The following is a 25,928-nucleotide window of genomic DNA, read 5'->3' on the forward strand; positions in this document are numbered from 1 at the left end:
ACTCATTGTTCCGGACGCAAATGAGATCTAGATGAGAGATGCCACGCGACGACGCTGAGGGCAGGATTAGCGTAGATGCTCAAAGATGATCACTGTTTGGGTTGAAGAAAACGCTCTGTTTGATCCCAGATGCGTAGCGACAAAAGTACGCAGATCATCGATGCTCCGGGTGGCTACTCGAACCAGTAGATCGGGGGAGCCACCTAGGACAAAGACTTCTTTAACTTCAGGCAGTTCTTGCAGGGACTTCGCCGAAGAAAGCAGCCGGTCCCGGGCGGCTGGAGAAACGAGTACAGAGATCATCGCATTGACCGTGACACCAAGGAGTTTTTCGTTGATCGCTGCGTGGTATCCGGTGATGATGCCAGCGGAGGATAAGGCTTTGACCCGGCCCAAGCAGGTAGAAGGAGCCACACCAACCTTGGCAGCGAGAATGTTGTTGGCAATCCGGGCGTCTTTGCTCAGTTCCGAGAGGATCGCTAGGTCGGTGGCATCAACGCGAACAGGATTCGGAACGGCATCACCTTGCACCGTCCAGAGGGAATTATCCACGGGTATCTCATCTCATTCTTTATCAAAGTTCGAATTTGGTCGCATGATCTCGTGTTTGATTCTACGATGTCTACAGCGTAGAGAACTGAAATCTTAGGAGCACAATGCCTGCCGAGCTGACCCGCCAATCTTTAGCCCAGCTGGATGAGGCGGATCCCTTAACCGCTTTTGGGGATCGTTTCATCTTGCCTGAGGACACCATCTATCTGGATGGAAACTCGTTGGGTGCCCTTCCCAAGGGGGCATCAGAACGAGCAGCCCAAGTGGTCAGCGAAGAATGGGGCCAGGGGCTGATTCGTTCGTGGAATACTGCTGGCTGGTTCGATTTGCCACTCAAATTAGGCGACAAGCTAGGCAGCCTACTTGGTGCAAAGCCAAATGAAACTGCCATCACGGATACGACTACGTTGAACCTGTTTAAGGCGTTGGCCTCAGCCTTGCGCACGCAAAAAGCTGACGCTCCTGAGCGCCGGGTGATTCTGACCGAACGAGATAATTTCCCCACCGATATCTACATCGCCGAAGGTCTGGCTGACCTGGTCAACTCGCTGTCGCAGGAGACTGGTGTCGCTTATGAAGTGAAGCTGATTGATGACGAGGCTTCACTGCGTGCCGCATTGGACGATACCGTGGTAGTAGTAGCGCTGTCGCACGTCAATTACCGCACCGGTGCCATGTGGAACATGGATGAAATCACTGCGGCGGTTCATGCTGCTGGTTCGCTGGTTATCTGGGATCTGGCCCATGCCGCCGGTGCGGTACCGGTAGATCTGAACGCAGCAGACGCTGACTACGCGGTGGGTTGCACCTACAAATACCTCAATGGTGGACCAGGCTCACCGGCCTTCATCTGGGTTAATGCCCGCCACCATGAACGTTTCTGGCAGCCACTGTCGGGTTGGTGGTCCCACAACAGGCCGTTCGAAATGTCCCAAAGCTACACCCCTGCCAATGACATCCGCCGATTCATGTGCGGTACCCAGCCAATGACCTCACTGGCCATGGTTGAGGTGGGGCTCGATATTGCCATAGAAGCAGATATGGCTCAGCTGCGTGCCAAGTCGCTGGAACTCGTGGACCTGTTCATCAACCTAGTTGAGACGCGATGCGCTGGCTACGGACTGGAACTAGTGACCCCACGAGAGCATGCCGCACGTGGTAGCCACGTGAGCTTCCGCCACGAACACGGTTATGAAATCATCGCGGCGCTCATCGACCAAGGGGTGATCGGGGACTACCGCGAGCCCGAGGTCCTGCGCTTTGGCATTACCCCGCTGTACCTAACGCGCACCAATATTTGGGATGCCGTGGAGAAACTGCGTGAAATTCTGCACACCGACTTGTGGCAGCGCGAAGAGTACGCCGTACGAAATGCCGTGACCTAACCGGGAAACCGGTAGCCACTACTTTGGGGGCTCTAGACTCTGGCCAGCAATGGCCAGAGTACGCTTATACGCAGCACGGTATGTTCTGATGCCGTGCTGTTTGTATGAGATTTGAAGGAGCATTGTTGGGCAAGCAGCCGGTACGCGCCACTGACGTCGGGTCGGGTCTGAAAAAATCACTGACCCCTGCGCAGATGTCCATGATCGCCCTGGGCAGTGCCATTGGCACCGGACTTTTTGCTGGCAGCAAGTTGGCCATCATGATGGCTGGCCCATCGGTAATCCTCAGCTACGTGATCGGTGGTGTGGTTGCCTTGCTGGTCATGGGTGCGCTCGCCGAAATGACGGTCAAGCAGCCGGTGGCTGGATCCTTCGGCGTTTACGCTGAACGCTATCTGGGTCGATTTGCCGGATACCTGACCAAATATTTGTATTGGTCTGCACTGATCTTTGCGGTAGGCACCGAGGTTAGCGCGGTAGGCGAATATATGCAGTACTGGTTCCCACAGATTCCCGGACTGTGGTGGGTAGCCATTTTCTCCGCCGTGCTCCTAGCGGTGAACTTCTCCAGCGTGAAGATCTTCGGAACCACCGAATACTGGTTCTCGGCTATTAAGGTTTTTGCCGTCCTTGCCTTCATCATCATTGCCCTGTGGCTGGTCTTCCATAATTCTCAAGATCAGTTTGGGGTGCATCACTACAGCGCTGAAGGCGGATTCTTCGCCAACGGATTGTTTGGCACCTGGAGCGCGGTGATTGTTGCGATCTTCTCATATATGGGAATTGAAGCCATCTCGATTGCCGCAGCCGAGGCTCACAATCCAAAGATTGCGGTGCGCAAATCCTTCAAGGTTTCCTTTCTCAGGCTCTTGCTGTTCTACGTATTCACCATGGCTCTGATCCTGGCGGTGGCACCAACCAGCGAACTGATTTCCGGTGGTTCACCCTTTGTCACGGTGATGTCCCAAGTTGGTATTCCCTTTGCTGATTCCGTGCTGAATTTTGTGTTGATCATTGCTGCGCTGTCGGCCATGAACGCACAGCTTTATGCCGCCACACGGATGTTGCATTCTCTAGCTGACTCGGGCCACGCGCCACGCATGGCTTTTCGGACTAACCGTTCCGGGGCGCCGATTCATGCGGTGTGGATGTCTGCCGGCGGCATTGGAGTCGCAGCTATTGTTTATGCGCTGGTTCCGGATGGAGGATTTGGCATCATGCTGTCCTTGGCCACCTTTGGTGCCTTGGCCACGTGGTTCATGATTCTGATAACCCATGTGTCCTTCCGTCGCAGAGTGAAGAAGGAGCAGGTGGTTTTGGAGTACAAATTGCCTGGATATCCAACTGCGTCCATCTTGGGTGCTCTGTTATTGGCGGCGCTGCTGGCGACTTCCTTCTTTGTTCCTCAGTTCAAGTACACCTTGATCTTCGGCGTGCCATTTGTTGTGGTGATGTCAGTCTTGTACTGGGTGGTCTTTGCTAGAAAGCCAAAGCAGGACACCCTCTAGATTTCGGTAATTCGAACTTCCAACGCCAGCTGTGAGTTGAGTTGGATTGGGCGCTGCACCGAGTGTAACTACCGTTGAATAACGGAGCTGGCACTAAGATCGTAGGGTGCCCGCTAGTTGGTAGGCGCAACGATTCTTCAAGGAGCGATAGTGGCCAAGTTGTATTTCCGCTACGGAGCAATGAATTCTGGCAAGTCCACGAGTTTGCTTCAGGCTGCTTTCAACTATGAAGAACGTGGCCAGCGCATCCTGCTGGCCAAACCTGGTGTTGATACCAAGGGTGAGAACTCCATCGTTTCGCGACTGGGGATCAAGCGCATCGCGGACTTCACCATTGGCCCGGAGGATAACGTCCGGGAGCAGTTCGCAGCCCAAAGTTCTGGTGATGACCCGGATGCATTGCTCACCCATGTAGATGCTCCACCCGTGGCCTGCCTTTTGGTGGATGAAGCGCAGTTCTTGTCGAGCGAGCAGGTTGATGACTTGTTGCGTATCGCCGTGCTGGATAACGTGCCGGTCTTGGCTTACGGCATTCGCACTGACTTCCGCACCCATGCATTCCCTGGGTCGGCACGCTTGATGGAGCTTGCCCACTCTTTGGAAGAGCTGAAGACCATTTGCCGTTGTGGACGCAAGGCCATGTTTAACACCCGACGGGTCGGCGAAGCTGTGGTCTTTGACGGGGATCAGGTAGCCATCGATGGCGAAGACGTTTGGTACGAATCGCTGTGCGCCTCGTGCTACCTCGAAGCTTCCGGCGGGAAACTCAGCTAACCCTCGATGCGATGGGCTTCTTGCAAACTATGTAAGTGAAGAAGCTCCCTTTTGCCGCAGCAGAGTCCGGGAGCCCGCAACCTTTACAAAGCCAGAGGCCGGTGCCAGTTCCGTTTCTTCAGAATTCAGTATAAAGCTATTTTCCCAGCGGTCAGCTAATCAGTCCCGCAACAGCCCGTTGCAGTCCCCAGTCGAACCCATCCGCTAATGGTGCATCAACGTCCAATTGCACGAGGTTCTGTCGGAAGGCAACAGACCCCAGGATGTGGTTGAGCAGTAATTGTTGTCCGTAGCGGGCCTGCTCGGTGGAAAGCCCTGAAGATTCCAAAAGGTCACGCAACTGCAATACTGGCGCCAATTCGGTGACTTGCATCGCGGTTGCAACTTCGATGACTTCAGGGCTGTCCTGTATCGGCAATAACGCGAGATAAAGACGGCGCGAGAGTTGAAGAATCGCATCTGCAGGAGCGTTAAAATCTTCAGCATTAACCGAGAGCTGCGGGGTATTAAGCAGCTTGGCAGCCACCTGAGCTAGCAGTTCCTGCTTGTTCTTCACATGCCAGTAGAGAGCCCCAACTTGAACATCCAGCTCTTTGGCCAAACGACGCATCGACAAGTCAGCTAACCCGAATTGCTGCAGGATAGTGACTGCGGTGTCCACCACCGTATTTTGGGTCAATGCCATAATTCCAAGTCTAGCCTCCGGAACCCTTTGACTCTGGAGGTTAGCTGTTGATGAGCTCTGGAAGTATGCCGGAAACTTGCTCGTGCTGCGTAGCTAAGCGCTGAATCAACATGCGGAGTTGGGTGGAGGCGGTCTGCGGATGTTCCGGGTGCCATTGCACGGCGGTCACTGGCGCTGACTCATGAATGACGGCTTCAATAATGTCATCGGTGGACATGGCAGCGATTTGCAGACCTGTGCCCAATTCGTGAATTGCTTGATGGTGTGTGCACTTGTGGCTGGTCTTGGAAGATAGATCTTCCTGAAGCTCAGTACTGACCGAGTCCAGACAGGTATCAACAAATGGATCGCTGCCGGTGCTGCGGTGAGCATCTGCGTTCTCCAAGTGTTGAATCAATGTGCCACCCAAAGCAACGTTTAATAACTGCAACCCTCGGCAGATTCCCAACAGTGGGGTCTTGGTAGTGATGGCATGCTGGATGGCGGCGATCTGGTTCCGATCCGCTGCAAGCTCATGATAACCACCGCCCGGGTAAGCAGAGGTGTGGCCGTACAGCGAAGGTTCAACATCTTCACCACCCATGATGATCACGGCGTCAGAAGCATCAACAATCTGCAGCATCTGCTCGACGCTCAGATCATTACAGGGCACTAAGGACGCATTGTGTCCGGCATCAATAATCTGACCTACAGTGTTTTCGTTGAGCTCATCAAGTTCCTGCTGGAATAGGGGGTTATGCGGTCGGGATTCGCGTATGTGCAGAACCGTGAAATTCAAAGGTGCCAAGACCAGCTCCAACTAATGCATTTCGGGCCTGTGAAAATGGCCGATAAGGGTTGATGAAACCTAAGCTACAAGTCCCGGATTTCGTAGTGGAATCGCGGATGTTTCCTGCATGTTTCCCGAAGTTCATCTATAGCGACTGGCTAATAAAGCCATGTCGACCGCTAATAATTGCCTTCCAGAATATCTTCGAGGTGCCCGTCAACCTACAAGAAGTCCGCTGATGACCGGCCTTTTACAAAGAATTCACACGGTCGATATTTGGGCTGTGAAACGAAACATTATGTTGCTTGCTGGAAATGGATTCGAAAGCGAAGCGGAATGTTGCATCGATAGTTTGAAATTGCTCGCAAACACAAACTTCGAAAGGGGCGCCCATCATGGAAGCCGCTGACATGGCATGGCTCCTGGCGGCATTCGCCATGGTCCTGCTGATGTTCCCAGGACTGGCAATGCTGTACGGTGGCATGCTCAACGGACGCAACGTCCTGAACATGATGCTGATGGTGCTCAGTGCATTGGCGGTGACCGGCGTTGTCTACGTGGTTATCGGCCATGGACTGGTTCTCGGTGATTCGCTCGGGGGCGCAGGAATCATCGGCAATCCCTTCGACTACACCTTCTTCTCCGACTTCATGTCCGACGACGAGGCGGGAGGAACCTTCTGGGGTGCGTTCTACATCCTCTTTGCCGCAATCTCCGTGGCGCTGGTAGCTTCCGGCGCTGCCGGGCGCATGAAATTCGGTGCTTGGCTGGTCTTCGTGGCCCTGTGGATCATTTTGGTCTACTGCCCGCTGGGACACTGGGTCTTTGCGCTTGATAATCCAGAGACCGGCGCCGTCGGCGGCTGGTTGCGCAACAAGCTGGGCTTCCACGACTTTGCCGGTGGCACCGCGGTGCACATGAATGCCGGTGCTGCGGGTCTGGCGCTGGCCGTGGTCTTGGGCAAGCGAAAAATGCACCCGGGGCGTCCGCATAACTTGCCGCTGATGATGATCGGCGTGGGCTTGCTTGCTACTGGCTGGATGGGGTTCAACGGCGGCACCGCCGGCGGAGCGAATTTCATGGCCCAATACGTCATCCTCACTACCTTGCTGGCCCTGTGCGGTGGCATGCTGGGTTTCATCACGATCGAGCGTGTCCGTGATGGCCATGCCACCATGCTGGGTTTGGGTACCGGAGCCATTGCCGGAATGGTCGGCATCACCCCGGTGGCCGACGTGGTGGGTCCGATTGGCGCACTGATGGTCGGTTTCCTTGCCGCCGCAGCTGCCGCGTGGGCCATCACCTGGAAGCGTCGCCACCAGATTGATGACTCGCTGGATGTTTTTGCGGTGCACGGCATCGCCGGCATCACCGGTTCGCTGTTCGCGACCTTCTTCGCCAATCCGAAAGCGCCAGGTGAAATGGCTGGCATCTTCTTCGGTGGCCACTTCGCCGAGTTGGGCCACGAGCTGATCGCGATTGCCGCCACCTTGATTTACAGCTTCGCCATGACCTTCGCCATCGCCTGGGTGATGAACAAGATTTCCCCAATCCGCGTCAGCGAGGCGGAAGAAGAGGCTGGGTTGGATAACTCCATCCATGCCGAATCCGCCTACGACAGCCGTCAGCTCTAGCAGCCTGAACAGAAAGGCTCTGCCATGAAACTTATCACCGCAGTTATCAAGCCCATCAGGCTTGAATCCATATGTTCCGAATTGGAGAAGGCCGGCTTCTCGGGAGTGACCGCCACCGAAGTCCAGGGCCGGGGCGCCCAGGGCGGGCGCACCGAGTATTACCGAGGCCAAGAATTCTCCGTGAAGTTCCGGACCAAGATCCGCCTGGAACTGCTGGTTGCAGAATCGGACTTGGAACGCGCCCTGGACCTTATTGTCAGCGCTGCAAAAACCGGCGAGGACGGCGAAATCGGCGACGGCAAGGTCTGGGTTTCTTCACTGGAACAGATCATCCGCGTGCGAACCGGCGAAACCGGCGAAGCAGCCATCTGAGCATTGATCGATTAGAAAAACCAGCAAAGGAGCACCACATGACTACTATCAACTTCCGCTACCTCAGCGAACAGGACATGATCGCAGCAGGAGTCACCGACATCACCCGTTGCACCGACGTGATGGAAGAAGCGCTGATCCTGTTGCGCAATGGGGACTACCGGATGGCCGGCGAGAACGGAAACTCGCACGGAGCGATGATCACCTTCCCGCAGAACCCTGTTCACGAAGGCATGCCAAGCGATGGCCCTGACCGCCGTTTCATGGCCATGCCGGCCTATCTCGGTGGACGATTCGGGACCACGGGCGTGAAGTGGTACGGCTCGAACACCGCGAACCGGGCCAAGGGCCAGCCCCGGTCCATTCACCTGTTCACCCTTAACGACACCGACACAGGCGCCCCGATGGCTGTGATGAGCGCAAACCTGCTCAGTGCCTACCGCACCGGAGCCGTTCCGGGGGTTGGCGTGAAGCACCTGGCCAAGCAGGATGCCAAGGTTGCGGCCGTCGTTGGCCCAGGTGTGATTGCCAAGTCCGTGATTGACGCGACCCTGTCACTGCGTCCGAGCATCGACACCGTGACCGTCAAGGGCCGTTCGGCCGCTGGCGTGGAGACCTTTGCGCAGTACATTCGTGACAACTTCCCGCAGGTGAAGTCGATTGTGGCCGCTGACACTGTTGAGGAAGCGATCAAGGATGCGGACGTCATTATGGCGACCACCAGCACCGACATCAAGGGATCCGAGGCGTTCCCTTACTTCCCAACCGCAGCCATCAAGCCCGGAGCTCTCTTGCTGCTGCCCGCGGCTGCACGTTTTGATGATGACTTTGTCATCAACGACGCTCGGCTGATTCTCGATGCCCGCGGCTTGTACGATGCGTGGGCTGAGGAGTACGGCACCCAGGCCTATCAGCTGCTGGGGATTCCCGGCACTCACTTCCATGATTTGATGCGTGAAGGCAAGCTGCCCGAATCCAAGCTGGAAGAGATTGCTGACGTCGCTACCGGCAAGATCCCGGCTCGCCGCAATGATGAAGAAATCATCCTCTACTCGGTGGGTGGCATGCCGATTGAAGACGTGGCATGGGCTACCGATCTGTACCAGTCGGCCGAGGAGAAGAACATTGGCCAGGTCCTGAACCTGTGGGACGCCCCGGTCCTCGCCTAGAGTTTTAGGTCCGGCTTGCCGGACTTAGCTAAACGCAGATCCCCGGAAAGCGGAGTGTGGCCGCTTTCCGGGGATTTGCCATGTCCGGAGTAGATTGAGTGGGCGTTTCCAACGGATTCTGGGCTTGAGACAGGTGCAGGAATCGTCAGTGGAATTTGGGGGCTCTTAAAACTTAAGCGTGGTGCAGAGTGTTCAGCACGGGCGCAGCCCTGCCGTATATAACAGTATCCGAAGGCGGTAATGCGCATGGTTCCGATAACCCCGGCCAATGCGTTTCAAGTTCTTCGCCGTCAGATTCGCTGCCTCACTCCTGGCGTTCGTCAATCTGGTTCTAACGAACACCAGCAACTCCCTGCGCCATCCGGTCAACGTCCGGAACAGCGACTTCGCCTCAACCATTGTTGTTGCTCGCACGGACTTTTCCAGCACCGCCCACCGGGATTGGAACTCATGGATATTCGTAGCTTTCAATAGTTCCCGCACATGCTCCTTGATCGCATAGATCACTCCGAGTTCCGGGTCTGATTCCAAGATCAGCTTCAACCGTTCAACCTGCTTGATCGACAAGTTCTCCAGATTGCAAGTCAATAATTTCCGGTACTTGTAAGCCGGATCAGCAGCCCGGCCACGACGATCAAAGACTTCGTGGGAGCGACGTCGGCGGACCTGGGTGATCATCAGATTCGCCCGCTGAATCACGTGGAAATGATCCACGCTAACCTTTACCTTCGGCAGATTCTCCCGCACCGCCTTGCGGAACTCCGATGACATGTCGATCGCGACGTACTGCACCCGTTGGCGCCAATACCGTGGCCGATTCTTCAGCCACCGTTTCACCGCCGTGCCGCGGCGTCCGTCCACGATATCCAGAATCTTTCCGGTATCCAGATCAGTAAACACAATCGACCACGGCTCAATCCGCACTACTTTCCCGGTCCGGCCCCGTGCGTAGCGGACTTTGCGAAACCGGTGCTCATCAATGCCGAGCCGGCGGATGAACATGCGGTCCACGTCCCCGACCAGTTCACCGATCGTGGTTAGCCGGGCCATGACCGTAGGCCAAGACACCCCATGCGCGGCAGCGACCCGGGACACTGCCCTGAGTTCGGAACTCATCTCGTCCACGAACTGTTGGGAGAGTCGTGTGGTGATCCTGGCACGGAACGGGAGTTGCTCGGTGGTTTGAACGAATGAACGGCGTTCGCAGGCCGATTCCTGGCAGGCCATACGGCGTTTGCGCACCAATACCTGCAGGTCGGTGCCGCCGACTGGCACGTCCTTCACCCGATGTATTGGTCTGGCCTGGATTCGTTGGGTGAGCACTCCACAGGTGGGGCATGCTGCTTCGGTAGCTTTGGGCTCGATGAGGGCTTGTCGTCCGTCTGCTTCGTGGGTGGCGCTGATGACGCGGTAGTCGTTGAGGTTCAACAGAATCGACGCAGCATCGATTGGCCCGGTATCCTTGAACACGGCTCGTAGTTCCTTGCTGATGTATGTCTAGACAACACTCATCTTCGCAGAGGACTGCGGGCCTTACTTCTTTTTCGGGGTCACCACGCTAAAACTTGAAGAGCCAATTTGGGAGAGCGATTGAGTGCCTGCGGGCAAAAATGCTTGCTAGAAAGCTAGAAAGCTAGAAAGCTAGAAAGCTAGAAAGCTAGAAAGCTAGGAAGACTTGTCGGCTCCCGTTCTCTACCAGTGCCGGGTTGCATCGAGTGCAGCGTTGCATGGAACGACTATTCTCTTGCGATAGGCATGAATAATGTTCTGGGAAGAGCGCCTCTGAATCCCAGGTGATAAGCACCATCCATTTCAAAACACGCAAAAGCGCAGCACCGGTATCCGGCACTGCGCTTTTAGCTGCGGAGCAGCTATGACAGCAAAGATGACAAGGCGTCGGCCAGAGCTGCCGCACCGAGCTCAGCATCAGCGTCTTCCACGTATTCTTCGGGGGAGTGGGAGACGCCGTTGGGATTGCGGACAAAGATCATGGCACTCGGTACGTGTCCGGCCAGTACTCCAGCGTCATGTCCCGCACCGGTATCCAGTACCGGTGCTTTGGGGAGCGCCAGGGCTAGTTTCCCTGAAAGCCCTGCATCAAAAGTTACCGTCGGGCTCAACGACTCCTGGGAAAATTCCAGCGTACACCCCTCTTCAGCGGCAATGATCCGCGCTGATTCGTGAATCTCTTGAACTACGCTGGCGGTCACCGCATCATCTGGATGCCGCACGTCCAGCCAGTAGTCCACGCGCGAGGCGATGACGTTGGTTCCGCCTGGCACCGGCTGCAGCCGGCCCACGGTAGCTCGTGCGTTATCTCGCGAGCGGGCAATATGCTGCACCGTGGCAATGCTCCGGGCAGCGGCCACCATTGGGTCCTTGCGGTCGGACATGAGCGTTGTTCCGGCGTGGTTGCCTTGCCCGCGCATGCTCAGCTTCCAGCGGCCGTGGCCGAGGATGGATCCGCCGATGGCTACCGGATGATCGAGGTCTGCCAGGCCGAGTCCCTGTTCCACATGCAGCTCGACGAAGACGCCAATCTGTCCCAAGAGGCGGCGGTCCGGGCCGATGAAGCGTGGATCAAGGCCATTTCTGGTAGCGATATCGGCAAAACTGTTGCCGTCGGGGTCCTTCAGGTTCAGGGCCTTGTCCCGGTCGATGGCTCCGGTGAGCAGGCGCGAACCCAGGCAAGCCACGCCAAAGCGGGAGCCTTCTTCTTCCGGGAAGACCACGATGGCCATGGCTCGGGTGCGCACAAGATTGCGTGACTGCATCAGGTCAAAGGCAATTAGCGCGCTGGCTACACCCAACGGACCGTCAAAGGGTCCGCCGCCGGGAACCGAATCAAGGTGGCTACCGGTAACTACAGCGTTGGTGCGGACGCCGGTCGGCAAATCCCACCATGCCCATAGTGCACCGTTGCCGTCTTCCTCAACGCTCAGTTGTCGTCGAGTGGCTTGCTCGATGAACCAGGTGCGCAAATCAATTTCAGCGCTGGAATACACTGTGCGGGAGTAGCCGCCTCGCAGCTGGTCTTGGCCGGTTGCAGCGATGCCTGCCATGAGCTCGGTGACCGTCGTCGTGGGCAGGTCTAGCGGGATGTTGAACAAGGGATTCTCCAAAAGGGCTTTCTGCTCGGTCTTCTAGGCCATGGCCTTGGCGTGGGATGCCAGGCGGAAAAGCTCGGGGGTTTCGCGCGCCCCGGTGGCGAGGTCCGCCGCCAGTTCGCCGAGCAGCGGACCGAATTTGGCGCCATGCCCCGAGCAAGGGGAGAGGATGGTGATGCCATCCGCTTCATCCATGATGAAATCCTCGGTGGGGGTTGCGCTGAAGATGCAGGTGGTCTCCGCATAGGGCGTGGGTTCCAGTCCGGGAAGGTACTTTTTCACGTACTCGATCACGCGTTCGCGGTTGGCCGGATCGATCTGGCCGTTCTGCTGGCTGGCGGTGTCCATGCGGTGCCCGGCCATGTACTCTGCTACCTTTTGGCCGCGGAAGCTTGCGTCGCGTCCACCGGGCAGGCCGTAGGACTTGAAAGCAGGATCCTTGTGGATGTAGGTGGGCCATGCCAGGCGGGCCTCGGGATCCTGGTCCCGGTAGGGGAAGTGGTAGGCATTCTCTTGATAGATGTCCATCGTGGGGATGCTGCGCAGGAAGCCGGAGGGCAATGGCAGATTGCCGAGCAGTTCTGGCAGCCAGCCACCTGCGGTGACGATGATCTTGGAAGCGAGATAGGTGCGGCCGTCGCTGGAGGTGAGCTTGTAGCCATTAGCTGTTGCCTCGACTGAGGCGACGGGCCATTGGGTTTCAACCTTGGCTCCGTGGATCTTTGCCTGTGCGACCATCGCCTGGACGGAGCGTTCGGAATCCAACACCCCGGCCCCGGGGTGCCAGAGAACCTCGGTATCGAAGTTGATTCCGTTAAAGCGGTTGCGCGCCTCAGCGGCCGAGAGCAGTTCATGCTCCACGCCGGAGTTTGCGAGAATTTCGGCGAGGTGCCGGGGATTGCGCAAAGGGCCGTAGTCGACGGAGCCATGCGGGGCGATCAGCTGGCTGCCGCTGGCTTCTTCCAGCTCGTCCCAAGCGGTACGGGCGCGGACAACAAGATCCGTGTAGAACTGGTCGGGGTAGGCGTAGCGGAAAATTCGTGCGGAGCCATGCGAACTGGCATCGGCTGCCGCTGGTACCTTGCGTTCAAGCAATGCGACTTCGTAGCCTCGCTGAGCTAGTCGCCAGGCTGTTGAAGAGCCGGCCAGACCTGCCCCAATGACGACGTATTCTGCGGAGGGGGACTGGGACGAGGTGCTCATGGCTTGCTCCTGATCTGGGCATCTTTGTTGTTCTACCTCTAGTAACTCACGCGAATTATTAGGTAGTCCAATACTATTTTCCTAGACATTATTAGTCTTTGTGCAAAAATAGACTGCATGGAACTGCGCCACCTCCACTACTTCCTCGTTGTTGCAGAACATTTGCATTTCGGCCGCGCCGCCGAAGAGCTCCGCATGTCCCAGCCACCCCTGACGGTGGCTGTGAAAAAGCTGGAGCAAGAGCTGGGGGTCCAGCTTTTTGATCGAACTACCCGCAGCGTGAGCCTTACCCCTGCTGGGCGAATGTACCTGGATCGGATCAAGCCGCTGCTGTCCGACCTGGACAAGGCCAATCGGGAACTCACGGAAGCCGGACTGGGGTTGCGCGGGCGGCTCAATGTTGGATTTGTCAGCTCGGCGAGCTATGCCACCATGCCCTCGGCGCTGCGCAGGTTCCGTGAGCTGCGTCCGAATGTGGAGTTGGTGCTGAACCCGCTGACTACGGACGAGCAGATAGAAAAGTTGCTGGAGGGCAGTCTTGACCTTGGGATTCTGCGTGACCCAACGCGAGTGCCCGGTATCGAACTGCGGGAAATCCATTCGGAGCCGCTGGTGGTGGCGCTTCCTGCAGGGCATCGCCTGGGCAGCAAGGATCAGATCGACGCTAGCGAGTTAGCGGACGAAGACTTTGTCCTGTTCCCCTACAAGTACATGAGCGGCTTCTATTCTCTGGTGCACTCATTGTTTGATGGGCATACTCCCCCTCGAATTGTGGAACGGGCGATCCACCAGGAGACCATCCTCGGGCTGGTTGCTGCCGGGCTGGGAGTCTCAATCCTGCCAGCATCGGTTTCGCGCTTCCAGATGCCCGAAGTCTCATTCCATCCTTTGTCGGGCGAGCCGAAGACGCGGCTCTATGCAGGCACGGGCGTTGAAAATCCTGCAGCCACGGCTTTCCAGGAGTGCTTGCTTGAAGCTGATCTCGAGGGCGGGCAACAGCTAGACCGATCGGTATAAGTTGGCTACTGTCTTAAAGTAGACAGAACGGTCTACTTTGGAGTTTTCATGTCACCTCGCATCACAGCCCGCACCAAGCTTCTCGACGCGGCCGCACAGCTTTTTTATGCCGACGGGATATCGGCCACCGGAATCGATGCGGTGATCGCCAAGGCCGGTGTGGCCAAGATGAGCCTCTACAACAACTTCGAGTCAAAAACCGGATTGGTTCTCGCTTATCTTCAGGCCCGTCACCAGGAGTGGCTGGCGCTCTATCAAAGGCGCCTGGAAAAGGCGAGCGCTGGAGCCGGTGGAGTGCTCGCCGTTGTAGACGCCTACATTGACCACGCGGAAGCCGGGTATGAGCACGGTTTCCGCGGCTGTGGCCTGCTTAATGCCGCCGCTGAACTGCCAGCCGGAGATCCGGGTCGTGCGATTGTCGCGGCTCACAAGTCCCAGGTGGAACAACTTCTTGCCGGCCATTTGGAAACCCTGACTGCGAAAAAACAGGCTGCCCTGCTGGCCGGGCAGATTTCCTTCCTGCTGGAAGGCGCAATATCGCGTGCCGGTCTGGAGGGGAGCAGCGCGTTGCTCTTGCGAGCGCGGTCCATGATCAGCGACATGGTTGGAGCACTGTGAACAGGCCGCGCCAAAATGGTGCAGGGGGAGCTATCGGGCTCTTATTGCTCGCCTCCATTTTGTGGGGGACGACCGGCACCGTGGCGGCACAAGCACCAGAGGTTTCGCCACTTGCCATCGGTGCTGCCTCGCTGGGAATTGGCTGACTGCTGCAGTGCGCAGTGGGAGCACGCCGGGTGTGGGGCGACCGCAGCGCACTGGTTGATAACAAGGGCCTGGTGATCTTCGGCGGGGTGGCCGTCATGATCTATCCGCTGGCCTTCTACAGTTCCATGTCCATGGGAGGAGTAGCGCTGGGCACCGTGATCTCCTTGGGCACGGCCCCGCTCTTTTCTGGAATCCTTGAACGATTTGCTGACGGTGCACGATTGACGGTGCGCTGGCATGCCGCGGCGGTCCTGGGGATCGCGGGAAGCACCCTGCTTGGATTCTCGCGAGCCGCGGAGAGCGGTGGCAGCGGCACTGGCGTAGTGGCAGGGTGCCTGCTCGGGCTTGTCGCCGGCGCCAGCTACGCCTGCTATTCATGGGCTACCGGACGGTTGATCCGGGCTGGGATTGGCCGACAAGGTGCCGTGGGTTCGGTCTTCGGGGTCGGAGGCTTGCTGCTGATGCCGGTGTTGCTTTTCTCCGGCGCGCCACTTCTGGACAGCGCCCAGAACTTCATGGTCGCTGCTTATCTGGCACTGATTCCGATGTTCCTGGGCTATCTCGCATTTGGCATGGCGCTGGCCAAGGTGCCGGCGAGCACCGCCACCACAGTGACGCTGAGCGAGCCAGCCGTTGCCGCCGCATTGGCCGTCGGATTGCTCTCGGAGCATTTGGGGTTCACGGGCTGGGCGGGCATGGCACTGATTGCTGTTGCGCTATTGATCCTGTTGGTGTGGAGCCCGCGGAATATAGGTCCAATCGTTTCAGCGACTGCGCACCAAAAATATTGCGCCGAAGGAACTCGTTGCGGAATTTGCCGTCAGGATCCAAGCGCCGAGCTAATGCGATGAAGTCGTAGAACTTCGAGTGCATGCTGCTCAGCTGCCCTGCGGTGGCTGCAAAGAGCTTGCCCCAGTGCGGGCGAGGTGCGCAGGGCGCGAGGCAGGATCGTCTCCTCGGCTTGTCGCTGTGGTTTCCAAATAATATGAACGGCAAAGCCATCGCGTCCACGAAAGCTGCGGCATGATTCTGAGCGTGTGCTGTCGTTGATCAATTAGGGAATCGCTTACTGACTTCGCAAAAGATGGGGGAAGTGGGCCAGATCACATATGCACTTTCGTGCGCATAGATGTTCTTCCGTCAATTCAAGTACACTTTCGTGTATCAGGAGAGCGTACTTGTTGTCGATAAAGGAGGCATCTATGCGGCTGCAGAACCCATTCGCTGCCCTGGGATCAACGGGAATGGACTCGCAGGTACTCGCTGTCCTATCGCGCAGTGAACAATATCTGACCATTCCCGCTATCCATCGGCTGCTCCCCGAGGAGGGGTCATCGACAGGGGCGCGCAAGGCGCTCTCTCGATTGGTGGAGCAGGGCGTCGTCCTCGAGCAAATAACGGGCAGGACCCACTCCTATGCCCTGAATCGGGAACATCTGCTGGCGGATGTCATCTTGAAAATCGCCAATTCCAGAAGAGAGCTGACCTCGCTAATCCAAGATGTCATCAACAGCTGGCCAGTCAAGCCTGTGACGGCGACGATCTTTGGCTCAGCGGCCCGAGGTGAAATGCGGTCGGACAGTGACATTGACATCCTCATCGTGATGCCCGATGAAACACCGGAAGGGCTGGACGACGAATTGGCTGGTGCCCTGGCCAGCAAGGTCGCACGGTGGACGGGCAATGACGTACGGCCGTTGCTCTATCGCGCCGCCGAGGTAAAACCAGCCCCGATATTTGACCTCATTATCAAAGACGGGGTGGATGTTGCGGGAGACCCGGCGTGGCTGCGGCGAATGGCACGTGGGCATAAGGTTTCGCCGTGACCCCTAAACACGACAAAATCAAGACTGTAGATGCAGGGAAAGCTGAGCGTCAGGGCCGACTAAGCAAAGCTCGGCAATTCCTTCAATCTGCGGACGATCTTCGTAGTCTTTATGAGGATGACTCGGTCGTGGCAGACACTGCGGTGACCCTGTACGTTCATGCGGGGATTGCTGCTGCTGACGTTATTTGTGCTGTCTCTCTTGGCAAGTATGCGCAGGGTGACAGTCACCAAGATGCCGTCAAGTTGCTGGCAACTGCGGATGCCGCAGCTGCAAAATTGCTAGACACCCTGCTGCACATGAAGACCCGGGCGGGATATGGCTTTGACCCCATTAGCAATACCAAGCTGATCCAGGCCGAGAGGGCAGCGCGGGCGATCGTGGAAAAGGCATCTTCGTAACAGGGGAACAGCCCTCAATGAGATGATTTGCGGCCTATCGATTGCGATCGATGCAGGATTGAAAAGGAAACCTTCCTGTTGCGTCTCCCATTGGGCCGAACTTGTTGTAATTCGGTGACTACGCACCAAAAATATTGCGCTGAAGGAACTCGTTGCGGAATTTGCCGTCAGGATCCAAGCGCCGAGCTAATGCGATGAAGTCGTTGAACTTCGGGTACATTCCACGCAGATCTGCTGCGGTGGAAGCAAAGAGCTTGCCCCAGTGCGGGCGAGGTGCGTAGGGCGCGAGGACGGATTCAACCTGCGGGAGGATGGCCTCGACTGCTTGCTGCTGCGGCTTCCACGTAAAGTGCAGGGCAATGCCGTCTCGGCCATAGTTGCCGCTGAGCCATAAATCGTCGGCGGCGATGGTTCGCACCTCGGCCACCAGCAGCAAGGGAGTGAGCACGGGGGATAGCTGTCGCATCGCGGCCATGGCCGCAACCGCGTGTTCGCGCGGGACCAGGTATTCGGTCTGCAGCTCATCACCGGCACTGGGCATGAAGTCCATGCGGAAATGGGAGAGGCGGTCGGACCACCGCCCAGCCGCTCCGAGCTGTTCGCTGCAGATGGCGCCGTCGGCCCCGGGCAGCGGATGCATCGCGGCGGTGGCCGGGAATCCGCCGAACTTGCCCTGGTCAATATCATCGACCAGGCCGTCGCCAACACGGCGCTTGAGCCAGGTCTGGCCTACCAGCTCCCCGCTCCAGTCGGTGAACAGGCTGACGCTATAGGCAGAAGCCTGGAGGCCAGCAAAGTTGTTGAGCACCTTGTCCCAAGACAGCTGCTCGTACACGGTTTGCTGAACATCAAAGCTCGGCACAATATCCAAGGTCAGGTGAGTCATTACACCCAAGGCGCCAAGGGACACCACGTAGCCGTTGAACTCCGGGTCGCCCCGCTTGGCGGATAGCTGCGAGCCATCGGCCAGTACCAGTTCCACCGCGCTGACCGCGGTAGCAAGGCTGCCGAGGGCTTCGCCGGAGCCATGGGTGCCGGTGGCTACCGCCCCGGCCACCGAGATATGCGGCAGGGAAGCGAGGTTGTGCAGCGCAAAACCAACTTGCTGAAGAGCATCAGCCAGCGCGCCATAAGTGGTTCCGCCACTGACGCGCACGCTCATGGCCCGCGCATCGATCTCGATGACTTCAGGCATCTTGCTCAAGGAAATCAAGGTTTCACTGGTATCGGCAATGTCATTAAATGAATGGCGGGAACCGAGCACGCGCACCTTGCTGGCGGCGCGAACCTGTTCCTGCAGTTGCTCAATGCTGGTGGGGTACAGCAGTTCGCTGGCCCGGTACTCAAGGTTTCCAGCCCAGTTGAGTTCCTTGGTCTCTAGCTCCACGGCAGATCCTTACTTCTCTAGCCACTGGCTGGAAACCAGCGAACGGTAGCGTTCCAAAACATGCGGTGTTGCTTCTGCCGCAGGGACTTCGGTGGAGTCCTGGGTCCACTGCGGGAATGCTCCGGCCAGCACACCGGCAGCTTGCCGTGCCGCGCCATCAGCCACATACTCGCCAGGGGCCGGAATGATAATCGGCAGGCCCAGCACCTGGGCTGCAATCTGCTGCACCGCTGTGGACTGCGCTCCGCCGCCCACCAAGATGATGCGCTGGGCTTGAACCCCTTGGGCCTCAAGCGCGCGCAGCCCATCGGCTAGCGAGCAGATGATTGCTTCCACCGCGCTGCGAGCCAAGTTGGGCGCAGTGTAATTCGCACGGGTGATTCCGTGCAGCGAACCCGTGGCATCTGGCAGGTTCGGGGTGCGCTCGCCGTCGAAGTAAGGGAGCAGGGTCAGGCCATTGGAGCCCGTGTTGGCTGACAGGGCGAGGTCATTGAGCTCTGTCAGGCTCACCTGCAACAGGTTGGCGGTGGCATCAAAAATTCGGGTGGCGTTCAAGGTGCATACCAGCGGGAGGTAGTTGCCGGTGGCATCGGCAAACCCGGCCACCAGCCCGGTGGCATCTGCGCTGGGTGCGTCGGCGACGGCGAAGACCGTGCCGGAAGTGCCCAGGGACATCACTACATCACCAACGGTGGCGCCAACCCCCAGTCCGGCGGCGGCGTTATCACCCGCGCCGGGACCGATCAGCGCGCCGGTGGCGGTGCGGCCGATGGATTCCAGCGGTCCCGCCACCGCAGGCAAAATCGGGGCGTGCCCCAGATGCTGCTCCAAGGCTTTGAGGTCATAGGATTTTTCGGCAGCCCGGTAGTACCCGGTGCCCGAGGCATCGGAGCGGTCGGTGCCTAGAGCGGCCAAGCCTTCGACACCGCTGCCCGGGCCATAACCGGCCAGACGCCAGGACAGCCAGTCGTGGGGCAGACAGACCGCGGCGACCTTGGCCGCGTTGTCCGGTTCATGGTCCTTGAGCCAACGTAGTTTGGCCAGGGTGATCGAGGAGACCGGAAGGGTGCCGGTACGCTGCGCCCAGTAGGCGGCGCCAGCCTCGCTGTCACCGTCGCCGGCCTCGGTGATGATGTCGCGGGCCGCCTGCGCGCTGCGGGTATCGTTCCACAGCAGCGCAGGGCGGATCACCGCACCGGTGGCATCCAGCACGACCATGCCATGCTGTTGCCCGCCCACCGAGATCGCAGCCACATCGTCCAGGCCGCCGGCCTGGGCGATCGCTTCTTGCAGGGCGGCGAACCAGAACTCCGGGTCCACTTCGGTGCCATCCGGGTGGCTGGCGCGTCCGGAGCGGATCAACGCTCCGGTGTCAGCGTCGCGGATGACAACCTTGCAGGACTGGGTGGAGGAGTCGATGCCGGCTACAAGCGTCATTGAGTGTGGCTGCTTTCTACGGTGGGTTTTGGCGGGGTTTAGCGCGAGCCGAGCAGGTGCTCGATGGCCAGCTGGTTCAGGCGGATGAAGGCGAAGTTGCGCTGCGCGGCAGCATCGGCGTCAAAGCCTGCGAAGCTCGCGGAGTCATTCATCAGATCCGCTGCGCTTTCTCCGGCGTTCAGGGTGGTTTCGCCCAGTTCGAAGACACCCGAGGTCTTCATGGCTTCCTGTACTTCTGGATCCGCGCGGAAGGCCAGGGCGCGTTCCTTGAGCAGCAGGTACATGGACATATTGGCCTTGGCTGAGTCCCACACGCCGTCGTAGCCGTCGGTGCGCGATGGCTTGTAGTCGAAGTGGCGTGGGCCGGTGTACTTTGGCCCGCCGTTGGGGAAGCCGTTCTCCAGCAGGTCAACGGTGAAGAATGCGCTGGTCAGATCGCCGTGGCCGAAGACCAGGTCCTGGTCGTATTTGATGCCGCGCTGGCCGTTGAGGTCAATGTGGAACAGCTTTTCGGCCCACAGTGCCTGGGCGATGCCGTGGGTGAAGTTCAGGCCAGCCATCTGCTCGTGGCCGGTTTCCGGGTTCAGGCCGACGATGTCGCCGTGTTCCAACTGCTCGATGAACGCCAGGCCGTGGCCGACGGTTGGCAGGAAGATGTCGCCGCGTGGTTCGTTCGGCTTTGGCTCCAGTGCGATGCGCAGGTTGTAGCCCTTGTCCTTGATGTAGCCAGCTGCCGTGTCCACGCCTTCGCGCATGCGGTTCAGTGCTGCGGCCAAGTCCTTGGAGCCGTCGTATTCGCTGCCTTCGCGCCCGCCCCACATGACGAAGGTTTCGGCGCCCATCTCGGCGGCAAGATCGATGTTATGCAGGACCTTGGCCAGTGCGAAACGGCGGATCGAGCGGTCGTTGGAGGTGAAGCCGCCGTCCTTGAATACCGGGTGGCTGAACAGGTTGGTGGTCACCATCGGGACCTTCAAGCCGGTTTCTTCCAGGGCTGCGCGGAAGTCAGACAGGATCTTTTCGCGTTCAGCCTCGGTGGCGTCAAAAGGAATCAAGTCATTGTCGTGGAAGGTGATGCCGTAGGCGCCGAATTCAGCGAGCTTGTGCACGGCTTCTACCGGGTCCAGGTTCTTGCGGGTGGCGACACCGAATGGGTCGGCGCCGGTCCATCCCACGGTCCAGAGGCCAAAGGTGAAGTGGTCTTCAGGGGTCGGGGTAACGCTCATGGTGATACATCCTTGGATCGTTCGGAATGGCTGACGCCATTTAGTTTATGTCCTGAACTATATGGGTGGTGATGCGCTAGAGTCAATAGCGAGCAATGAACGATTCATTCAAAAAAATTCCCAAGGAGAAGGCATGCGCCAGCCAGCGACTACCGCCCGAGCCGCAACATCTTCGGCCCCGGGCACCGTCGGTGATGTGCGCAAAGCCAACCTGGCCAGAGTTCTGGCGGTGATTGCGGCGGCAGGGGAAGACCAGCGGTTATCGCGCGCCGATATCGCGCAACTCAGCCAGCTCACCAAGGCCTCGGTCTCCAGCCTGGTCACCGACCTTCTGGGCGCCGGCATGGTTATTGAAATTGGCGTGCACCGCGACGGGGAACGCGGCCGCCCCTCGGTAGGACTAGTGCTGAACCCCGCGCGCTGTGTCATGGGCATGGAAATCAACGTTGACTACATCGCCGCCGGACTGGTGGACCTCAGCGGCAAACTGCTGACTCACGAGGTCCTACCTCGTGCCAACCACAGCTCAACAGCAAGCGAAGTGCTCGCTGCGCTGGGGGAGTTGAGCCAGAGGCTCCAAGCTGCTGCCCAGGCCCAGGGTCTGATGATCCTCGGCGGAGGATTAGCCGTTCCCGGTTTGGTCAACGAGGAACATTTCACCGTCCTGCAGGCACCAAACCTTGGGTGGGTTCAGCAGGAACTGGACGTGGCAGCATTGTTGCCTGAACCCAAAACCCGCTTCCGGCTCTTTAACGAAGCCAACGCCTCAGCACTGGCCCAACAGCAATTGATGGACGCGCAAGAGGACAACTTCCTCTTCGTTTCCGGGGAAGTGGGCATTGGTGGCGGATTGATCATCGACGCTGAACTCTTTGTCGGGCCTCAGGGCCACGCCGGCGAACTCGGCCATGTGGTGATCGCACCCGATGGCAAAACCTGCAGCTGCGGCGGACGCGGTTGTTTGGAGACCATTGCCGGGCAGGAAGCCATTCTGGCCGCTGCCAACCTCGGCGCTGGCGCCGACAGCGCGCCGCGCCAAGAGCGAATCAGCCAGCTCTACCAAGCATTGGAAACCGGAACTGAACCCGCGGCGAAAGCGGTAGCCGAGGCCGGAAAATCCTTGGGAATCGCGGTGGCTTCGGCCCTGCGACTCTACAACGTTTCCACTGTCGTTTTTGGCGGGCACTTCGCCGCCCTTGAACAATGGATGCGTCCAGCGATGGAAGCCAGCCTCCAGATGCATGCGCCGAGCATTGTCGGACAGACGCGGCTGCTGTGTTCGCCTCTGGGCCAAACCGGTGCGATGGTCGGTGCGGCACGTAGCGTGGTGGGAGACCTGCTGGAAGCTCCATACCAGCTGGTGGATTAGGGAGCGCCGACCGGCTGCTGAAGTTCGGTCACCCAATCCGCTTGGTCATCGGACACGGCACGCACGTAGACTTCGCGGCACGGACCGGACGGGACTAGACCGCGGGCCAGGACTTCTTCGTGCACGGCCTGCCAGCTTTCATGGATGGTGTCCATGGCTCCAAGGTGTACTCCGCAGATGGCCTCGGGCACCGCGGGAAGCTCGATGATCTCGACACCGGCCAGGCTCTGGGCGCTAGTGGCATACCCGGCGATGACCTCGACTCCATCCTCGGTACCGTTGTATTGCGCAATGGGTGTGGCAAGGCTTTGGCCCTGAATGGACTGCGTGATTCTGTCGAAAAGCGGGCCGATGCGTCCGGCGATTTCAGGCTGTTCGGCCACCGTGAAACGGCCGGCGGCCAAGCGCACCGCGGGCAATGGCTTGTGGATGATTTCAATGCGTGACATGAGGTTCTCCTTGGAGATCAGTTGTAGACGTCGTTGCACTTCGCGTAGGCGCTGCGTGGCCAGCTGGTGTTCAGCCTCTACCCGCGCCTGCCGAATGAGCAAAAGTTCGGAGATCTTTCCAGCAGTTGCTCCCTGAGCCAGAATCAAAGAGACCTCTTCGAGCCCAAATCCCAAATCGCGCAGAGCAACAATCTGATGCAAGCGCTGAAGCTGGGACGGATCATAGGAACGATAACCGCTGAACGGGTCCACATGGGCAGGGGTGAGCAGACCGGCCGTATCCCAATGCCGCAACATGCGGTGGGTAACCTGACCAATCTGCGCAAACATCCCGATGGATAACATTCTTCAGTTCTCCGCCCTCACACTGTGTCAGAGTCAAGCTCTTCGCTGGTTTTGGAACAATTGTTGCATTGTGGGGGTCCGCCTGCGCGATTTTGACGGCCAACAATGTTGACAAATCTTCAAGTCGCAACGCTTAAATCATTGGATGCGGTAGCCACTGGTTATAGTCTTCGAGGGTGAAGATCTCTCAAGTCACCATGCGCTATCTCAACCTGGCTCGAATACTGTGGGCGCTACTCACCTTGAGCGCTATCGTGGCGACCTACGCCGACACTGCATCGCGGGGTCCGGTGCTACCGCTGAATTTCTTTGGCTACTTCACCATACAGTCAAATCTGGTGGTGGTTATTGTCGGGCTTATCGCAGGGCTGATGGGCCTAGCCAAGGGTGCCGCGGTGCCTCGCTGGGTTGTGGGCCTGCGAGCCTTGGCGTGCGTGTGCATGGTTGTGGTCGGGCTGATCTACATCACCTTGCTGGCGCCCTTAGGAGCAGCAGGGGGAGTGCCACTTCCTTGGGCCAACTGGGTCATGCATATTTTCGGACCGCTCGTTGTTCTTGGCGACTGGCTCTTGGATAAGGAACGCGGTTTTTTGCCGTACAGCGCTGTGTTCCCGATCCTGATTTACCCATTGCTGTGGACCGGTGTTGTTCTGGTGCGTGGAGCGACCGATGGCTGGGTTCCCTACCCATTCCTGAGCCCAGACCAAGGGTATGGGGTTATTGCCTTGTACGTCTTTTGCATTGCTGTGCTCTTCGCTGGAATCGCGCTTCTTGTGCTCGCCTATGGACGTCGCGGGCGACACCGTGACGTACAACTCGAGATTCGCTAATCGTTTCGGTAAACTTTGGTCGTAAGAGCCCCTAACTCTTGCAACGAACCTTTGGGTTTTAGTGAGCAGGACAGGGGCATATTTTTTGCCCGGCACCGTGCCGGGACGGCGCTAAGCACGCCGTAACCACTGCTTTAAGCAAGGGGGAGGATCCCATGCCAGCAATCGTGATCGTCGGAGCCCAATGGGGCGATGAAGGTAAAGGAAAAGCTACCGATCTGCTCGGTGGCAAAGTTGACTACGTAGTGAAGCCAAACGGCGGTAACAACGCCGGGCACACCGTAGTCGTTGGCGGCGAGAAGTACGAGCTTAAGCTCCTTCCGGCCGGCATCCTGTCCCCGAACGCCACTCCGATTATCGGCAATGGCTGCGTGGTGAACCTTGAAGCCCTCTTTGATGAGATCGATGGCCTGGAATCCCGTGGCGCCGACACTTCGAAGCTGCGTGTCTCGGCCAACGCGCACCTGGTTGCCCCGTACCACCAGACCATGGACAAGGTCACCGAACGCTTCCTAGGTAAGCGTGCCATCGGCACCACCGGACGTGGCATCGGGCCGGCCTACATGGATAAGGTTGGACGCCTGGGCATCCGCGTGCAGGACGTCTTTGACGAGTCCATCCTGCGCCAGAAGGTTGAAGGCGCATTGCGCCAGAAGAACGAACTGCTGGTGAAGATCTACAACCGCCGCAGCGTCGAGGTCGAGGAAATCGTCTCGTACTTCCTTTCCTACGCTGAGCGCCTGCGCCCATTGGTTATCGACTCCACCTATGAGCTGAACAAGGCTCTGGATGAGGACAAGGTTGTACTGATGGAAGGCGGCCAGGCAACCTTCCTGGACGTGGACCACGGCACCTACCCATTCGTGACCTCATCCAACCCAACTGCTGGCGGCGCATCGGTGGGCTCGGGCATCGGCCCAACCCGCATCACCCGCTCCATCGGCATCATCAAGGCGTACACCACCCGTGTGGGTGCCGGTCCATTCCCGACCGAGCTCTTTGATGAGATGGGCATCTACCTGCAGAAGACCGGTGGCGAGTTCGGTGTGAACACCGGCCGCCCACGTCGTTGCGGTTGGTACGACGCAGTTTTGGCTCGCCATGCTTCGCGCGTGAACGGCTTCACCGACTACTTCGTGACCAAGCTGGATGTGCTTAGCAACATTGAGCAGATCCCAGTGTGTGTTGCTTATGACGTAGACGGCGTGCGCCACGATGAGATGCCAATGACTCAGACCGATTTCCACCACGCGAAGCCGATCTTCGAGTACTTCCCAGGCTGGACTGAGGACATCTCGGGCGCCAAGACCATGGAAGATCTTCCGGAGAACGCCCGGAACTACATCCTGGCTCTGGAAAAGATCTCCGGCACTCGGATCTCCGCCATCGGCGTGGGCCCGGACCGCGATCAGACCATCGTGCGTCATGATCTGATCAAGGACTAGTTCCTAGACATTAGGGAGCTATCGCAGTTCATTCATTGAATGAACTGTGATAGCTCCTTTTTCGTGCGCTCGAACCTAGGACGTGCACAACCAGCATGTGGATGGATCACGGAGAAACCCGAATGCCGGAACAGATTATTTGTCAGCGGGCATTGCCGTGCAAGAGGCGGGCAGATCCTGGCAGTCGGCAAACCAGATCCGGCATCATTCATGTTCTAGAGTGGCGGTCTCAATCAGACGAGTCTCTTATTGATGCCAGCGTGCGCGAAGTGA

The 25,928-nt window shown here is 58.3% G+C and carries 25 protein-coding genes and 1 pseudogene; 15 read left to right on the top strand and 11 right to left on the bottom strand.

Annotated features, from left to right (window positions below):
• Positions 1–66: 66 nt before the first annotated feature.
• Positions 67–552 carry an Lrp/AsnC family transcriptional regulator gene (locus ACT3RW_RS01110; RefSeq protein WP_242632613.1) on the bottom strand — a complete coding sequence of 162 codons (486 nt, stop codon included), beginning with the start codon at positions 550–552 and terminating at the stop codon, positions 67–69.
• Between the two features lie 104 nt (positions 553–656).
• On the opposite strand from ACT3RW_RS01110, the gene kynU reads away from it, so the two are divergent.
• The 3 genes from kynU (at position 657) to ACT3RW_RS01125 (ending at position 4,219) form a co-directional block, all read left to right on the top strand.
• Positions 657–1,937 (top strand): kynureninase, encoded by a 1,281-nt coding sequence (kynU, locus tag ACT3RW_RS01115; protein WP_444612530.1) that lies wholly within the window; start codon positions 657–659, stop codon positions 1,935–1,937.
• Positions 1,938–2,062: 125 nt separating this feature from the next.
• A complete protein-coding gene (locus ACT3RW_RS01120; protein WP_444612531.1) occupies positions 2,063–3,445 on the top strand; it encodes an amino acid permease in 1,383 nt (460 codons plus the stop codon).
• A 150-nt stretch (positions 3,446–3,595) separates the two neighbouring features.
• Positions 3,596–4,219: a thymidine kinase gene (locus tag ACT3RW_RS01125; protein WP_444612532.1), complete on the top strand. Its 624-nt coding sequence runs from the start codon at positions 3,596–3,598 to the stop codon at positions 4,217–4,219.
• A gap of 151 nt (positions 4,220–4,370) precedes the next feature.
• On the opposite strand, the gene ACT3RW_RS01130 is transcribed toward ACT3RW_RS01125, so the two are convergent.
• Together ACT3RW_RS01130 and ACT3RW_RS01135 are read right to left on the bottom strand one after the other, a co-directional pair.
• Complete coding sequence (locus tag ACT3RW_RS01130) at positions 4,371–4,904, bottom strand: TetR/AcrR family transcriptional regulator (RefSeq protein ID WP_444612533.1); 534 nt, start codon at positions 4,902–4,904, stop codon at positions 4,371–4,373.
• Between the two features lie 40 nt (positions 4,905–4,944).
• Positions 4,945–5,691, bottom strand: a complete 747-nt coding sequence (locus ACT3RW_RS01135) for a gamma-glutamyl-gamma-aminobutyrate hydrolase family protein (protein ID WP_444612534.1) — start codon at positions 5,689–5,691, stop codon at positions 4,945–4,947.
• 377 nt (positions 5,692–6,068) lie between these two features.
• Here ACT3RW_RS01135 and ACT3RW_RS01140 point away from each other — a divergent pair, with 377 nt between their 5' ends.
• From ACT3RW_RS01140 to ACT3RW_RS01150, 3 genes are read left to right on the top strand one after another with little or no spacing between them, the layout of a single operon-like run.
• A complete protein-coding gene (locus ACT3RW_RS01140) occupies positions 6,069–7,307 on the top strand; it encodes an ammonium transporter (RefSeq protein WP_060700333.1) in 1,239 nt (412 codons plus the stop codon).
• 24 nt (positions 7,308–7,331) lie between these two features.
• Entirely contained in the window at positions 7,332–7,679 is a 348-nt protein-coding gene (locus tag ACT3RW_RS01145; protein ID WP_444612535.1) for a P-II family nitrogen regulator, read from the top strand.
• Between the two features lie 38 nt (positions 7,680–7,717).
• Complete coding sequence (locus tag ACT3RW_RS01150) at positions 7,718–8,848, top strand: tyramine oxidase subunit B (protein ID WP_146277423.1); 1,131 nt, start codon at positions 7,718–7,720, stop codon at positions 8,846–8,848.
• A gap of 192 nt (positions 8,849–9,040) precedes the next feature.
• Here ACT3RW_RS01150 and ACT3RW_RS01155 read toward each other — a convergent pair whose 3' ends face one another.
• The 3 genes from ACT3RW_RS01155 to ACT3RW_RS01165 form a co-directional block, all read right to left on the bottom strand.
• A complete protein-coding gene (locus tag ACT3RW_RS01155; protein WP_444612499.1) occupies positions 9,041–10,318 on the bottom strand; it encodes an ISL3 family transposase in 1,278 nt (425 codons plus the stop codon).
• A gap of 401 nt (positions 10,319–10,719) precedes the next feature.
• Entirely contained in the window at positions 10,720–11,958 is a 1,239-nt protein-coding gene (locus ACT3RW_RS01160) for an allantoate amidohydrolase (protein ID WP_444612536.1), read from the bottom strand.
• Positions 11,959–11,991: 33 nt separating this feature from the next.
• Positions 11,992–13,158: an FAD-dependent oxidoreductase gene (locus ACT3RW_RS01165; RefSeq protein WP_195181651.1), complete on the bottom strand. Its 1,167-nt coding sequence runs from the start codon at positions 13,156–13,158 to the stop codon at positions 11,992–11,994.
• A 117-nt stretch (positions 13,159–13,275) separates the two neighbouring features.
• Here ACT3RW_RS01165 and ACT3RW_RS01170 point away from each other — a divergent pair, with 117 nt between their 5' ends.
• From ACT3RW_RS01170 to ACT3RW_RS01185, 4 genes are all read left to right on the top strand, one after another.
• Positions 13,276–14,175: a LysR family transcriptional regulator gene (locus ACT3RW_RS01170; protein WP_444612537.1), complete on the top strand. Its 900-nt coding sequence runs from the start codon at positions 13,276–13,278 to the stop codon at positions 14,173–14,175.
• A gap of 48 nt (positions 14,176–14,223) precedes the next feature.
• Positions 14,224–14,793: a TetR/AcrR family transcriptional regulator gene (locus ACT3RW_RS01175; protein ID WP_195181649.1), complete on the top strand. Its 570-nt coding sequence runs from the start codon at positions 14,224–14,226 to the stop codon at positions 14,791–14,793.
• The gene (locus tag ACT3RW_RS01180) at positions 14,790–14,939 is read left to right on the top strand and encodes a hypothetical protein (RefSeq protein ID WP_444612538.1); all 150 of its coding nucleotides are present in this window, start codon (positions 14,790–14,792) and stop codon (positions 14,937–14,939) included. Before ACT3RW_RS01175 ends, ACT3RW_RS01180 begins: the two co-directional genes overlap by 4 nt.
• 132 nt (positions 14,940–15,071) lie before the next feature.
• Positions 15,072–15,791, top strand: a complete 720-nt coding sequence (locus ACT3RW_RS01185) for an EamA family transporter (protein ID WP_444614593.1) — start codon at positions 15,072–15,074, stop codon at positions 15,789–15,791.
• Here ACT3RW_RS01185 and ACT3RW_RS01190 read toward each other — a convergent pair.
• Positions 15,787–15,942: pseudogene (locus ACT3RW_RS01190) on the bottom strand (hypothetical protein); the annotation flags it as partial. The gene ACT3RW_RS01185 and the pseudogene ACT3RW_RS01190 sit on opposite strands and share 5 nt — an antisense overlap.
• Positions 15,943–16,142: 200 nt before the next feature.
• Here ACT3RW_RS01190 and ACT3RW_RS01195 point away from each other — a divergent pair.
• Together ACT3RW_RS01195 and ACT3RW_RS01200 are read left to right on the top strand one after the other, a co-directional pair.
• The gene (locus ACT3RW_RS01195) at positions 16,143–16,766 is read left to right on the top strand and encodes a nucleotidyltransferase domain-containing protein (RefSeq protein ID WP_257745791.1); all 624 of its coding nucleotides are present in this window, start codon (positions 16,143–16,145) and stop codon (positions 16,764–16,766) included.
• The gene (locus ACT3RW_RS01200) at positions 16,763–17,167 is read left to right on the top strand and encodes a hypothetical protein (protein WP_257745792.1); all 405 of its coding nucleotides are present in this window, start codon (positions 16,763–16,765) and stop codon (positions 17,165–17,167) included. Before ACT3RW_RS01195 ends, ACT3RW_RS01200 begins: the two co-directional genes overlap by 4 nt.
• Positions 17,168–17,285: 118 nt before the next feature.
• Here ACT3RW_RS01200 and ACT3RW_RS01205 read toward each other — a convergent pair whose 3' ends face one another.
• The 3 genes from ACT3RW_RS01205 to xylA are packed head-to-tail and all read right to left on the bottom strand — an operon-like array spanning position 17,286 to position 21,217.
• Positions 17,286–18,554 carry an FAD-binding protein gene (locus tag ACT3RW_RS01205; protein WP_444612539.1) on the bottom strand — a complete coding sequence of 423 codons (1,269 nt, stop codon included), beginning with the start codon at positions 18,552–18,554 and terminating at the stop codon, positions 17,286–17,288.
• Between the two features lie 9 nt (positions 18,555–18,563).
• The gene (gene xylB, locus ACT3RW_RS01210) at positions 18,564–19,991 is read right to left on the bottom strand and encodes a xylulokinase (protein ID WP_444612540.1); all 1,428 of its coding nucleotides are present in this window, start codon (positions 19,989–19,991) and stop codon (positions 18,564–18,566) included.
• Positions 19,992–20,029: 38 nt separating this feature from the next.
• Positions 20,030–21,217, bottom strand: a complete 1,188-nt coding sequence (gene xylA, locus ACT3RW_RS01215; protein WP_061952778.1) for a xylose isomerase — start codon at positions 21,215–21,217, stop codon at positions 20,030–20,032.
• Positions 21,218–21,350: 133 nt separating this feature from the next.
• On the opposite strand from xylA, the gene ACT3RW_RS01220 reads away from it, so the two are divergent.
• Positions 21,351–22,586, top strand: coding sequence for an ROK family transcriptional regulator (locus ACT3RW_RS01220; protein ID WP_444612541.1), 1,236 nt, complete (start codon positions 21,351–21,353; stop codon positions 22,584–22,586).
• Here ACT3RW_RS01220 and ACT3RW_RS01225 read toward each other — a convergent pair.
• Positions 22,583–23,380, bottom strand: a complete 798-nt coding sequence (locus tag ACT3RW_RS01225) for a MerR family transcriptional regulator (RefSeq protein WP_444612542.1) — start codon at positions 23,378–23,380, stop codon at positions 22,583–22,585. The two genes, ACT3RW_RS01220 and ACT3RW_RS01225, sit on opposite strands and share 4 nt — an antisense overlap.
• Before the next feature lie 176 nt (positions 23,381–23,556).
• Here ACT3RW_RS01225 and ACT3RW_RS01230 point away from each other — a divergent pair, with 176 nt between their 5' ends.
• On the top strand, positions 23,557–24,210 hold the full coding sequence (locus tag ACT3RW_RS01230) for a Pr6Pr family membrane protein (RefSeq protein WP_444612543.1): 654 nt from the start codon (positions 23,557–23,559) through the stop codon (positions 24,208–24,210).
• 155 nt (positions 24,211–24,365) lie between these two features.
• On the top strand, positions 24,366–25,655 hold the full coding sequence (locus tag ACT3RW_RS01235) for an adenylosuccinate synthase (protein WP_444612544.1): 1,290 nt from the start codon (positions 24,366–24,368) through the stop codon (positions 25,653–25,655).
• Positions 25,656–25,928: the final 273 nt, after the last annotated feature.

The sequence above is a fragment of the Glutamicibacter sp. AOP5-A2-18 genome, from assembly GCF_052446055.1.
Taxonomy (GTDB): Bacteria; Actinomycetota; Actinomycetes; order Actinomycetales; family Micrococcaceae; genus Glutamicibacter.